Raw genomic sequence first — 13,031 nt, 5'->3', positions numbered from 1 at the left:
CGTGTGCGGGCGCCGACGCGCCCGCACACCGTCAAAGGTCTGCGAAGGGTGGGGTACGAAGGCCGAGGCGGCTATGTCGAAGGTTGCGCGATCTGCGAAGCCACTTGCTCGGGCGTCATCGCGCCCGTCCACACACGTACCTTCGCCAGATCACCCGGAAGGTAGTGGCCCGTGGCGCCGACGGCCGAGCCCCTGCCCGCGGAGAGAGCTCCACCGCCCTGCTGAGGCACCTCAAGGCCGATGTCTGATGGGCTTTGCTGAGCGAACTGGCCGATGAACAACTCCGCTACCCCGAGCTGCTGATCGCCGTCACCATCGGTGAACGGGAGCCCCGCGTCGAAGACCCCGGTCACATCGACCCAGGTGTCCCACTCCTTCTCGCCCACCGTCTCCTGGGCGGCAGCAAGCGCGGTGTCCGTCACTTTCCCGCTGCTGTCGACTGCCGTCCGGCCGAACTTCCACTGGTAGGTGTCCTCCGCAGGCTTCTCCACCCACAACGCCCACGACGACTCCTTGCCGACTGGTGTGGCCTGCGCGGCAACCAGTCCCCGGTAACCGACCGGCTTGACCGCCAGCAGCGCCTTGTTCAGTCGCACCCGCGCCGACACCGTGAACGAACCGGTCTCGTCAACCACCGGACCCGTTGCCGAGGCGTAACCGGAGCTGCCGTTGAGCACCAGCGCCGTCGCGTCCTCGCCGGTGAGTGCCGCGCCTGACCCGGACAGCGTCATGGGGCCGCGCCGGTAGGGGAAGGTGGTGCTGACCAGGTCGTCCGGGTCCTCCGGGCTCTCCACCACCTGGCTGCCCTGGGAGATGGTGGCGTCCCAGTGCGCCACCAGTTCGTTCGTCGGCGCTCCGTCCTTGTCCAGCCGGTCTTCTTCCCGGATCTGCTCAGGGGTGCGGGCGTCCTGCCAGACGGCGATCTCATCGACGCGGCCCAGGAAGTACTCGCCGTACGTTCCTGCCACCTTGGATCGGCCGATCATGAGGTTGCGGTCGGCCGTCCACGGCTCGTACGTGGGTGCCACGTCGGCCAGGACGACCGGGTTGCCCTGGGGACGTCCGTTGATGAACAGCTGGATCGTGTCGTTGCTCTTGTCGGCGTCGTTTTGTGTGTCGAAGACGCCGGTCAGGTGCGTCCACACCCGCAAGGGAGGACTTTCCGCCTCGGCCAACGAGCGGATGTACACCGGATCGTTCTTGTCCCGGTCGGTCCGGTTGAACACCCACTTCTTGTACGCGGACGAGTAATACAGGGTGAACGCCGATCCGTACTCCCCCGGTGCCGACAGCACCACGTGATTCGCCGACGCGTCGGTGAGATACGCCCAGGCGGAGACGGTGAACGAATCCTGCGTGTTCACGGCCGCGCCGTCCGTCGACGCATAGCCCACCTGCTTCGACGGATCACTCAGGTTGTCGTTCAGACGCAGCGAATAGTCACCGGCCCCTCGCCTGGCGAGGGTCGACCAGCCGGTGCCGGCCTCGTCCCGCAGCACCAGGTCGTGGCGGGAGCCCACCTCGCCGGTGTCCTTCGCCACCGTCAGCCCCGAGCCGGGGCCGCCGTCGTCGAAGCGCCACCGCCCGGTCGGCCCGGGAGCAGCCGCCACCTTGAAGGCCAGCTCCGCTGGCGGGCCCCAGCGCACCCGTCCTTCCTTGTCCAGCTTCAGATCGCTGGCTTCCACCGACAGTGTCTGTGCGCCAGGCAGGCCAGGCTTGACGTCCTTGACCTGCACCGAAGCATTCGTGGTCGGGGCGGTCACCCGCTTGGTCGCATCAGCGTCGGAGGTCAGCAGCCGCCACCGGTAGGCCTTCACGTCCTTGTCGGCCGTGTTCGGTTTGAAGGTGAAGGTCCCCGGCTTACCCGGGCCTCCGTGTGCTGCACAGTCGTTGGCCGTGCACTCGGTGTACGGGGCGCCGGGCACGATGACCGGCACTTTGGGCGCCGTGGAGTCGATCCGCAGATAACACCAGGAGGAATACGGCGAGAACAGATCACCCGACCTGCCGTTGTAGGCCCAGTGCGACTGGGTCCGGGCGCGGAACCGGTACAGCCCCCCATCGGCCCGCTTGTCCGTCGTCGTCCTCTCCAGCGTGCCATCCGGATCCCAGCCGCTGTCCGGCTTGTAGTCGCTCCACACCTGCGACCAAGAGCCCGAGTTGGTGTCCGTGCTGCTGCGCTGCATGACGAACTCGGCTTGCAGTGAGCCCTCTTCGTCGCCCTCGTGAGCCTCGACCTTCGTCTGCACACGTGCCTGGACCGTCGGGGTGTCCACCGTCACGGTCAGCGGATCCGACGAGGACCGGCACTGTGCCTTGTTGCCCGTGCCCGGGATGGCCCCGACCGAGGTCGGCACGCCGGGCTTGTGCGCGTACCACACCTTCAACTCCGCGTTGGAGTCAAAGCGCTTCCACGCCCGCGGCTCACCTTCGTCCTTGGCCCGCAACATGAGCGTCAGCCGGGAGATCTTGCCGTCAGCCAGGGACCGCACTGTGGAGGTCAGGTTCTCATCCGGCTCATCCGGGTTGTCGTTGAACTCGATCCACTTGTTCGGCTGCTCCGGGCTGCACAGATCCCCCCGACCCGCCGACACGTAACGGTCGCCCATCTGGTCCAACTGCTTCGGCCCCGGCCAGCGCGTCCCCTCGGAGATGTTGTCGGTCCGCTCGAGGTCCACCCAGTACGGGTTGCAGTTGAACGACCACGTCTCATACGCCCGGAACGTCGCGTCCAGCACATGCTTGCCCGCCAGCTTCGACGCCCCGAACTCGAAATACATCCGGTCCCGGTAACCCGACCCGCAGTAATAGCCATCCGCACTGCCGCACAAGCCGACACCCTTCGGCTCATCGAACTTCCAGAACCTGTCCCCGTCAGAGGACAGCTTCGTCCACTCCGAAGCCCCCAGACCCACGGACGGGTCGATGAACACCGGGTACTCGGTCTTCTCCCCCCGCAGCAACTCCAAGTCCGGCTCCACCGAAACACTGCCGTCCCCGACGGTCACCGGCAATTCAGCGGTCGCATCACCCTCGCCCGGCTGAGCCAATTCATCTTTGGTGTCGCTCAATCTCCGCTGCTTCCCGGACGGTACCGTCCGGAACTCGGTGTGCGAGCCCGTGGCGTCTTCCCCTGCCGAGTCCCACATCCGCCCTGCCGGTCCCCGGAATACGGCGTTGCCATCCGCGTCAACCGCCCGCACCCCACCGCCGGCACCCGGTACCACGCTCAGGCCGTCCCCAGTGGCGGTGAGCTTGATCTTCTCCAGCTCCGGGTTGGCCGCCGCCTCAGCCGTCTTGACCACCAGCACGTCGCGGTAGCCCTCGGCCGTCGCCGTCAGCTGCAGATCCACCCCCGCAAAAACGTCCGGGTACGTGGCGGTGGCCCCATCCAGCGTCGGCGCCGGCAACGAGTCGGGCCAGCCCAGCCGTAACTCCCGCTCACCACGCCCCATGGCCAACATGCCCGAGCCGCTCCCGCCACCGGAGAACGACAACTCCACCACCGCGGACTTCGGCCCCACTCTGCCGTCCGGGTACCTCTGCAACGTGACATCGATGTCGCGCCATGTACCGTCAGCAGCACGCGCACGCTGCGGCTCCGTCGACTGCGTAAGGGTGAAGGTGCCGTCCGGGTTCGCCACCGTCTGCGAGTACTCACTCCGCGCCGAGGTCACTTCCACAGGCTCGCCTGATGCCACTGCCCGCGCAGACGCCGACTCCTCCGACAACGCCGACGCGGGCGCCGCCGCATGCGCGGCAGGCGAGAGGGACGCGACCGACGACAGCACGGACAGCAGCATCTCCGTCGCGAGCGCCCCACCGACCACAGGAAATAACCAGCGTCTTCGCGCTCGCGCACGCCACGGTCTCCACCCCAACTCCACAGTCCCCACCCCAGAGTCACAAGATTTTCAAATGCGCAGCGAGTTAACGGCCCTCTGGCTCCCTCCGTCAACGTGAAGCAGATCACGTTTCCACTGGACGGGTGACTTACAGCCACCCGTCGGACACGACCTCCAGCAAGCCTTCAGATGATCACCGAGCCCCCGCCCCGTCGGCCGTAGGCGAGACACCAGAGATGTGCGGGCCCCCTTCCACGGCGAGAGAAGAACCCCACCCTCAGATGACCAGCGTGAACAACTGGTCGGGCCGGGAACCCGGTGCCAAGCCCCGCCCGAGTTTCCCGCCGCAGTCAAGCTGCGCATACTTACCGAGGTAGCTCCGTCCGGACAGAGGAACGAGGCAGTGCTGCACCGAGAACGGTGACACCGCTCCCCCATCGTCGAGCGGCAAGCCATCCAATGCGCCCTGGCAGTGATTGCTCTCAACGGCGAACACACCAGCCCGAGCCCGGCCGAAAAAGACCACGCTCCCGCCGAGCCGGCGTGGCTGCATAGGGATGTGGCCTGGCTGGAAAGCTCTGGTACCGGGGCAACCGAGGCCCCAGCCGCAGGGTAGGACTTCACGCGGTCGGAACTGTTTGCCATGAGCAGCTGGCTGAGGAACATCGCAGACACGGGGTGGACGAGCGGTTGCGAGGCGGCAAGCGCCATCCGCTATCTCCAAAGGACGTAGAGATGGTGGCAGGATCGCCCACCCATGAACAGCCCCCGCACGGGACCTCCGTGCGCCCCTCCCCCAGCACACGCATCAGCCCTGCACCCCGCTGCACCACGGGGCACAGTCGGCCACATGCTCGCCGGGTCCAACGGCGCGTGGGCACTCGCGTGCGCGCCGTCCGCGATCCGCGGAGGCTCGAAGAGACAGGCAGTGCCGCAGACGCCCTCAAAGACGTTGAGGTTGGAGGGGAGCGGAGGATACGTCCTGATTGGTAGCGAAGAGTTTCCGGCGCGCATGTTGCGCCTCGGCCATAAGAGTCGTGTCGTCGCCGCGTCACGTCGGCGAGGTGCTGCTCGCGAAGCCGGACCGCAATGAGCCTGCCGATCTCGGCGAGCTGCTCGTTGAGGCCCATCACCTCCTCGCCAGGGTGATGATCAGCCCTGCGTGATCATCCTCTCCTCTGGCAGGGCGGTGTGCTGCCGGTCGACCGCCTCGAGGGCGGCTTCGGCCAGGGCTTCGGCCTAGCTGGCCTAAAACCGCAGGTCACCTCGGGTGACGCAGTTTCCGGATGCTTGGCACACTATTTTTGCGCCTCCGTAGCCTGAACAGCAGCTCTCCGCACTTGTGGCCACGACAAGGGGAACACCCAGCTCAGAGGCCTATGGAGCCTGAGGTGATCGCGTGGTGTGCCCGTCGACGGAGACTGGGATCGTCGGCACATCGCACCACCTCAGGAGGCGATCACCATGCGCTCCGCCACCCACCGTGGCCGAATCTACCGGCGCTGCGGATGCCGCGACGCACACCGCCACCAGCTCGGAACCCACTGCCCGCGACTGACCACCGACAGTGACCACGGCAGCTGGACCTTCGCCGTCGACCTCCCCTCCCCCCACCACCACCGCACCACCATCCGCCGCGGCGGCTTCCCCACCCAGAACGCCGCCCAGGCCGCGCTGCAGCGGATCCTCGAGGGCGAGGCCGGCGGGTTCAACGGCGACCCCAACCAGAACGTCGCCGACTACCTCACCACCTGGCTGGAGACCAAGGCGTACGTACTCAAGCCGACCACGCTGGCCCGCTATCGCGACTACGTCACCGGCGACCTGATCCCCGCCCTGGGCACGCTCAAGCTTGACGAGCTCGGCCACCGCCACATCGCCGGATTCGTTCACACCCAGCTCGCCGCAGGCCGCGGCCAAGTGACCGTCTACCGGTGCCTGGCCACCCTCTCCAGCGCCCTGGGCGACGCCGTCCGCCAGCACCGCCTCACTCACAGCCCCGCACGCCCAGCCGTCCTGCCCCGCCCGGCAGCGGCCGAGCGTCGGATCTGGACGGCCGGGGAAGCAGCCCGCTTCCTGCGCTACTGCCACCAAGCCGACCCACTCATCGCGGATCTGTGTGAACTTCTCATCGGTACTGGCATGCGCAAGGGGGAAGCGCTCGCCCTCCACTGGCACGATGTCCACCTCAACGAAGGGGTGCTCTACGTCCGTTACACCCTCTCAGCCATCAACAACGCCCGCCTGGTCATCACCTCACCCAAAACCCGCAGCAGCAAGAACTGGGTCGCCATCTCCCCACGCGTGGCAGCCGCTCTCACACGCCGCGCAGCCGACGCGCCGCAGTCAGCATTGGCTAACCGCTCCGACGATCCGTTCACCGGACTGGTCTTCTGCCGACCCGACAGCCGCCCGCTACGGCCTCAGACCGTCCTGGATCGCTTTCGCCGACGCGCCAAAGAAGCAGGCGTCCCCCGCATCACCCTGCACGACCTGCGACACCTCGCCGCCACCCTCTCCATCAACGCGGGCACCCCGCTCACTGTGGTCTCCAAAACCCTGCGGCACTCCACCCTCTCCACCACCGCCAACCTCTACAGCCACCTCACCCAGCAAGCCGCCCACGACGCCGTAGACGCCATCGACACCGCACTCGCCCAAGCCGATCCGGCCGTCGGTAGTCATCCGCACTGGCCAGACTGGCTGCGACCACGCCCCGACCACCCGAACAGGCCCCGGGCACGCCTCACGCTGCCCTACTTCGCCACCCCGACAGCCAGTTCACCCAACGCCTCCACACCTCAAGGCACGCGTGCGACCACAATGCGACCACCACGTCGCACAACACAAAGAAGGCCGCTTTCCCATCTCTGGAAAAACGGCCTCCGACCTGCGAAAACGCTGGTCGGGACGACAGGATTTGAACCTGCGACCCCTTGACCCCCAGCAAACACAGCCACGGGGGGTAGCCGAATCCGCGCTTGTAGGTGGCGGCTGTCTGCTCCTTCTCCGAATGGCAGGTGATCAGCGTGGCGTCGAGGTCCAGGACCAGGCCCGGCAGGTCGCATCCCCCAGCGCGGGCTGCCGGTATACCTGCCCCGGTCTCGGCAGCCTGCAGCCACGCGACCTCCCGGGCGGCGGTCCTGGCGGAGCGCAGGAGGGCGCGCGCCGTCAAGTCGATGTCGGCCAGCAGGCGCCAGGTGGTCGGAGTGAAGGCGACGGGGCCGAACACCTCCGTCTGGTCACGCAGCACGGCCAGGTCCGCTATCGCCTTGCCGCCGTCGGCGAGCAGGACCGCGAGATCGACCGCGATCCGGCCGGGGTCGTGCCCGGTACGATGCGGCCGCAGTTGACGCAGCGCGTTCGCGAAGGCGCCGGTCAGACCGGCGAGATCGGCCGGCAGGCGAAATCCGGCGTGGCTCACCACCCCGTAACCCTCGGCCGACACGACGAGCTTGGGACGCGACCGGGTAATGGGCACCCAGAAAGTGCCTTCCTGCTGTAGTGATTGAAGCCCTAGACGAGCCTCATCTTCCCAGCTCACAAGGCACTTTTGTTTTTCCGCTCAAGATCCGGACACTGCGACAAGTGAAACGCGCAGGCTAGTCGTACGTCACGTCCGAGTTCGGTGACGATCTGCGCAGCACGCGGTAGCGGCTCGGATCGCGACAACTTCCAGTGCACCCAACCAGTACCTCGTACCGTCGGCAAACTGCCGGGCTCCCACCTCCTGCTGTCACCTGGAGCTTCCGGTGGCCGCCAAAACAGCCGGAGCGATGTCCGCTTCGAAGCATCCACTCACCCGAGCCTCAAGGAGATACAAAGTGCTCCGTGTCGATTGCTCAGAGTGTGGCTCGCCCGTGCGAAACTGCTGTCATGTTCAGGGGAGGGGACATCTTGTATTCGCTTGGGCACGATGGCAGGCCAAGGCTGGCCGACTTTGTGCGGCAGGAAGTCGCAGGGCAGATGTCGGAAGGCGAGAAGCTCGCCGCGTTGTGTTCCGCGCGTCTGTATTTCCAACGGCCTGATGAACCGGGCTTTCTGGTCTCCAAGACAGAGTGGGGCCCGGTGGTGCCGGTCTTCACTTCTTTGGAGCGGCTTGCGCTGTTCGCGGGTGTGTGTTCTTGGGCGTCGACGACGGTCGAGGACCTGGTGGAGCTACTGCCCGAGGGAACACGGGCGGTGGTGGATCCGGTGGGGCCACGGACGTTCGTCCTGGATGCAGAGTCCTTGCAGGTGACCGGGGAGCGGGGAGAGCAATCCGATGTCGGGGCATGACAAGGGTGGTTCGGCGGCGGATGGTCCGAAGCCGGGTGATGGCTACCGGATCGAGATCACTTCGGTGCAGAAGGTGCTGGCGCCGCTGGAGGAGTCGGTCGTCGCCGCACGGAAGATCAAGAGGGACTGGAAGACACTGGCCGAGAGCATTGGGAACTCCGCCGACTTCGACATCTACGACTCCTCGGAGAAACTGCTCTCCGCCTGGGGCTTCGGCATGGGCCGCGTGGCCGACCACGCCGACACGGTGGTGCAGACCCTCCGGCAGGTGATCGCCGCCTACATGCTCGCCGACCTCCTGCGCATCAAGGACTTCGCCCCGACCGAGCACAACATGTCCAAGCTCCCCTTCGGCGAACAGGGCATGAAGGCATGGGAAAACGGCTACCGGCCGAAGTTCGACCCGCCACCGGAGATCTACCGGGAACCCTGGCTCGACGACGATGACGACGGCAACTACACCGGAGGCGTGCCCACCAACCCGCGGCTTCGCTACGACGGCGGCTGGGAAGTCGACGGCGGTTCCAAGGGAGTGACCGCATGACCCAGAAGGACTCGACCGAGGGCGGCACGACCGAGCGCATACCCCTCAACGCCAAACCCTCCGAGGTCATCCCCGGCAGCCCCACCGAGATCGAGGACCTGGCGGTCAAACTCCGCGCCTACGCGGGGGCATTCCAGGATGGCGTGGATCAGCTCGACGTCCTGTCTCTGATGAACTGGACCGGCGCGGCGTCGGAGAGCTTCCAGGGGGCGACGGAGAAGCTGCCCAAGGAACTGGGCTCAGCCAAGACCTACTTCACCTCCGCCGCAAGCGCACTCGATTCATATGCGGAGAAGCTGCGGTCGGTGCAAAAGCGCGTCAGGCCCATCATCGACGACGCCGACGACGCGCGGGCGGCGTCGAAGCGCCACATACAGAGTTGGAAGGACTACAGCGAGGCGGCTGACCGCAAGGACGATCCCCTGCCGGAGAAGCCCCCGGAGGACGATCCGGGGATGGCCGCGCTAGAGGGCTGCTACAAGCGCCTGGACAAACTGGAGGCGGAACTCCAGCTCGTTGTCGACGCGGCCAAGCGCAAACTCGACACCGCCAAGGAGAAGGCTCCGGACAAGCCTGCGGCCCCCAAGGGCGTGGATTGGTTCAAGCAGAAGCTCGGGGATTTCGGCGACGGGGCGGGCGACTTTCTTTATGACCGCTACGTAGACCTCAACGACCTCATGCACGACGGGGTCGGAGGTGTGGGTCTGCGGCTGGCCAACTTAGCCGACGGAGCCACCTACGCCGCTGCCGACCCCAAGGGGTTCGCCAAGGCCGCCGTCAACTGGGAGGAATGGCAGCGCAACCCCGCCCGCGCTTCCGGACAGCTCACGGCCGGGCTGCTGCTGGCACTGGCCACCGGCGGCGCCACCGGAGCTTTCCGCGGCGGCAGCAAGGTGGCGAAGACCGCCGCGCAGCGCCTGCTCAACCGTGAACGTTCCCTTGGCCGCGACGGCAGCGCCCGCAAGCGGAAGAACAGCGACCCGGACAACAACAACGCACCCAACGGCGAGCGGCCCAAGAAGGGTGAGCCGATCGATGTGGCCACCGGCGAGATGGTCATGTCCGCCACCGATGTCACCCTGCCCGGGGTACTTCCACTGATCCTGGAGCGGCACTACGTCTCCGGGCACCCGTGCGGCGGCTGGTTCGGCCGCACCTGGGCCGGCACCCTCGACCAACGCCTGGAGATCGACGACGAGGGCGTCGTCTTCATCACCGACGACGGCATGATCCTTGCATACCCGATCCCGGAACCCAACGTCCCCACCCTTCCCACCTCCGGCCCTCGCTGGCCACTGCGCTGGGACGGAAAACCGGACGGCACCTTCACCATCACCACCCCGGAACACAACCGCACCCTCCACTTCGCCCCCCTCCCGGCATGCGGCCGAGAGCTGGCCCTGACGGCGATCACCGACCGCACCGGCGAAGGCGACCGCATCACCCTTAGCTACGACGAGCAGGGCGCGCCGAAGGAGATCACCCACTCCGGCGGCTACCGCATCGCCATCGACACTGATCCGCAGCTGCTGCGCATCACCGCCCTACGGCTGCTCCACGGCGCAGAGCATCAGCACAGCACCCCCCTGATCTCATACGGCTACAGCGAAGCCGGAGACCTGAGCGAGGTCATCAACTCCACCGGGCTGCCGCTGCGTTTCCAGTACGACGACGCACGTCGCATCACGTCCTGGACGGACCGCAACGGCACGACCTATGCGTATGTCTACGACCGTCGTGGCCGCGTCCTGCGGGGCATCGGCCCGGACGGCATCCTCTCCGGCCGCATGCACTACGACGCCCAGACACGCACCAACCGCTACACCGACTCCCTCGGCAATACCACCACCTACCTCTGCAACGAGGCATACCGGGTCATCGCGGAGACCGACCCGCTGGGCAACACCACCCACACCGAATGGGACGACAACAACCGTCATCCCGTCGCAATCACTGACCCGCTGGGTCACACCACCCGCTACCACTACGACGATCTCGACCGCCTGATCGTCGTCGAACGCCCTGACGGAAGCGTGACGGAGGCGGCTTACAACGACCAGGACCTTCCACTTGAGGTCCACGAGCCCGGTGGTGCGATCTGGCGCCAGACCTACAACGACCTTGGGGATCGTACTTCCGTTACCGATCCCACCGGTGCCACCACCCACTACACGTACGACACATCTGGACACCTGTCGACGATCACCGATGCTCTCGGCCACACCACGCAGGTCACCACCAACGCGGTCGGCCTCCCCATGGCCATCACCGACCCCCTGGGCAACACCACCCGCGTACGCCGAGGCCCGCACGGACTGGTCACCGCCGTCACCGACCCCCTGGGCAACACCACCCGGCACGGCTGGACCATCGAGGGTGAGCCCGCCTGGCGCGAGGGACCGGACGGAGCCCGTGAGGTGTGGCAGTGGGACACCGAAGGCAACCTCGCCCGCCACACCGACCAAGCCGGACACACCACCACCCACACCCACACCCACTTCGACCGGCCCGCTACCCGTACCGATCCTGACGGCGCGCAGTACGCCTTTGGCTACGACACCGAACTGCGGCTGACCACCGTCACCAACCCTCAGGGCCTGACCTGGACCTACACCTACGACGGGGCCGGACGCCTCACCTCCGAAACCGACTTCAACGGTTGCACCCGCACCTACGAACACGACGCCGCCGGCCGCCTCACTGCCCAGACCAACCCACTCGGCCAAACTCTCCGCTATACCCTCGACCCAGCGGGACAGCCCATCACCCAGCGGGACGAGACCACCGGTGAAGAGACGACCTACGCCTACGACGCCCACGGCGCCCTCATCCGCGCCACAAACGCGGACGCCGAACTGGTAATGGAACGCGACCGGTTGGGCCGCCTGGTCGCGGAGACCGTGAACGGCCGCACCACGACCTACGGCTACGACGCGGCTGGCCACCAGACCCATCGTTCCATGCCCTCCGGCCTGATCTCCACTTGGACCTACGACCCCACAGGCCGCCCCGCAACGCTCACCACCGCCGACAACACCCTCACCTTCACCTACGACGCGGCGGGCCGCGAAACTCAGCGGGCCATGGGAGCTGCCACTCTCACCCAGGCATGGGATTCAACGGAGCGCCTGGCGGCCCAGTCGATCTCCTCCTCCCCGGATTACCTTCTCCAACACCGCACCTACACCTACCGTCCCGACGGCCACGTCACCGAGATTCGCGAACTGACCACCGGCACCCGACACTTCGCCGTCGGATCGACAGGCCGCGTCACCGGCGTACAAGCTCACGGATGGTCCGAGACCTACGCCTACGACACAGCCGGCAACCAAACCCACGCCACAGCCCCTGCACATGGCTCAGGGGGCGACCGGGCATACAGCGGCACCCTCATCCGCCGTGCGGGCCGTACCACCTACGAACACGACGCCGCCGGCCGCCTCATCCGCAAAGCCTGCAAACTCCCGAGCGGTCAAACCCGCTCTTGGACCTACACCTGGAACGCCCAGGACCAGCTCACCAAAGCCACCACTCCGCTTGGCGAGGAGTGGATGTACGCCTACGACCCTCTGGGGCGCCGCATCACGAAAACCAGCCCGGACGGAAAACCCCTGACCTTCACCTGGGACGGCACCCGTCTCGCCGAGCAAGCCACCTGCGACGGTGCCACCACCACCTGGAACTACAGCCCTGGCACCCACTGCCCGCTGACCCAAACTCATTGCGAACTGGGCGCCACCCGCCACTACGCCATCATCACCGACGCTGTCGGCACCCCCACTGAACTCCTCGCCGCCGACGGTCGTCTGGCCTGGCAGCACCGCACCACCCTCTGGGGCACCCCGCTCCCCACCCCACCCGTGGATGATGGGAGGAGCGTCGACTGCCCCCTGCGCTTCCCCGGCCAATACGCCGACCCCGAAACCGGCCTGAACTACAACCACTTCCGCTACTACGATCCCGAAACTGCCCGCTACCTCACCTCAGATCCGATCGGTCTCGCCGGTGGCTACGCGCCGCACAGTTACGTTCCCAACCCGTTCATGTGGCTTGACCCTCTCGGACTGTCCCTCCTCGACGTCAGCAAGAACGGCGTGCGCATCGTCGTGCACGAGTACGACGTCGACAAGCCAGCGCACGCTCATGTCACCGGTGGCGGGGGCCGCGAGGTGCGGATCGGGCCGAACGGCCACCCCCTGCACAACCAACCGGAGCTGAACAGTCGACAGCGACAGGTGGTGGAACATTACAAGTCGGAGATCAGGAGAGCCGTCAAGAAGCTCGGCAGGCGAAATCTTGCGGAGCAGGAAGAAGAAGAGCGGCGTAAGGCCGCCAAGGACCAAACGTGCGGCAAGGGATAAAGC

General features: G+C 66.6%; 6 protein-coding genes and 1 pseudogene. 5 read left to right on the top strand and 2 right to left on the bottom strand.

What is annotated here, in order from left to right; genetic code table 11:
* Window positions 1-71: 71 nt before the first annotated feature.
* Window positions 72-3,803, bottom strand: coding sequence for a LamG-like jellyroll fold domain-containing protein (locus tag ACH4S9_RS14995; RefSeq protein WP_398372096.1), 3,732 nt, complete (start codon window positions 3,801-3,803; stop codon window positions 72-74).
* A gap of 1,079 nt (window positions 3,804-4,882) precedes the next feature.
* Here ACH4S9_RS14995 and ACH4S9_RS14990 point away from each other — a divergent pair.
* Window positions 4,883-5,011, top strand: coding sequence for a hypothetical protein (locus ACH4S9_RS14990; protein ID WP_358849255.1), 129 nt, complete (start codon window positions 4,883-4,885; stop codon window positions 5,009-5,011).
* 298 nt (window positions 5,012-5,309) lie between these two features.
* Window positions 5,310-6,785, top strand: a complete 1,476-nt coding sequence (locus ACH4S9_RS14985; RefSeq protein WP_398372094.1) for a tyrosine-type recombinase/integrase — start codon at window positions 5,310-5,312, stop codon at window positions 6,783-6,785.
* A gap of 49 nt (window positions 6,786-6,834) precedes the next feature.
* On the opposite strand, the pseudogene ACH4S9_RS14980 reads toward ACH4S9_RS14985, so the two are convergent.
* Window positions 6,835-7,269: pseudogene (locus tag ACH4S9_RS14980) on the bottom strand (IS1380 family transposase); the annotation flags it as partial.
* A gap of 407 nt (window positions 7,270-7,676) precedes the next feature.
* On the opposite strand from ACH4S9_RS14980, the gene ACH4S9_RS14975 reads away from it, so the two are divergent.
* The 3 genes from ACH4S9_RS14975 to ACH4S9_RS14965 are packed head-to-tail and all read left to right on the top strand — an operon-like array spanning window position 7,677 to window position 13,028.
* Window positions 7,677-8,123 carry an SseB family protein gene (locus tag ACH4S9_RS14975; protein ID WP_398372092.1) on the top strand — a complete coding sequence of 149 codons (447 nt, stop codon included), beginning with the start codon at window positions 7,677-7,679 and terminating at the stop codon, window positions 8,121-8,123.
* Window positions 8,110-8,667, top strand: a complete 558-nt coding sequence (locus ACH4S9_RS14970) for a hypothetical protein (protein WP_398372090.1) — start codon at window positions 8,110-8,112, stop codon at window positions 8,665-8,667. The genes ACH4S9_RS14975 and ACH4S9_RS14970 overlap by 14 nt, the downstream gene beginning before the upstream one ends.
* Window positions 8,664-13,028, top strand: a complete 4,365-nt coding sequence (locus tag ACH4S9_RS14965; protein WP_398372088.1) for a DUF6531 domain-containing protein — start codon at window positions 8,664-8,666, stop codon at window positions 13,026-13,028. Before ACH4S9_RS14970 ends, ACH4S9_RS14965 begins: the two co-directional genes overlap by 4 nt.
* The last annotated feature ends 3 nt before the right edge of the window (window positions 13,029-13,031 follow it).

Origin of the sequence: Streptomyces sp. NPDC021225 (assembly GCF_044332865.1) — a bacterium.
Classification (GTDB): Bacteria; Actinomycetota; Actinomycetes; order Streptomycetales; family Streptomycetaceae; genus Streptomyces.
Note: the sequence above shows the minus strand (reverse complement) of the source record. Positions and strands in the feature narration are given on the sequence as shown.

Coding starts and splice junctions, on each gene's coding strand:
- ACH4S9_RS14965 (WP_398372088.1), top strand. CDS start 8,664: ATGACCCAGAAGGACTCGACCGAGGGCGGCACGACCGAGCGCATACCC.
- ACH4S9_RS14970 (WP_398372090.1), top strand. CDS start 8,110: ATGTCGGGGCATGACAAGGGTGGTTCGGCGGCGGATGGTCCGAAGCCG.
- ACH4S9_RS14985 (WP_398372094.1), top strand. CDS start 5,310: ATGCGCTCCGCCACCCACCGTGGCCGAATCTACCGGCGCTGCGGATGC.
- ACH4S9_RS14995 (WP_398372096.1), bottom strand. CDS start 3,803: ATGCTGCTGTCCGTGCTGTCGTCGGTCGCGTCCCTCTCGCCTGCCGCG.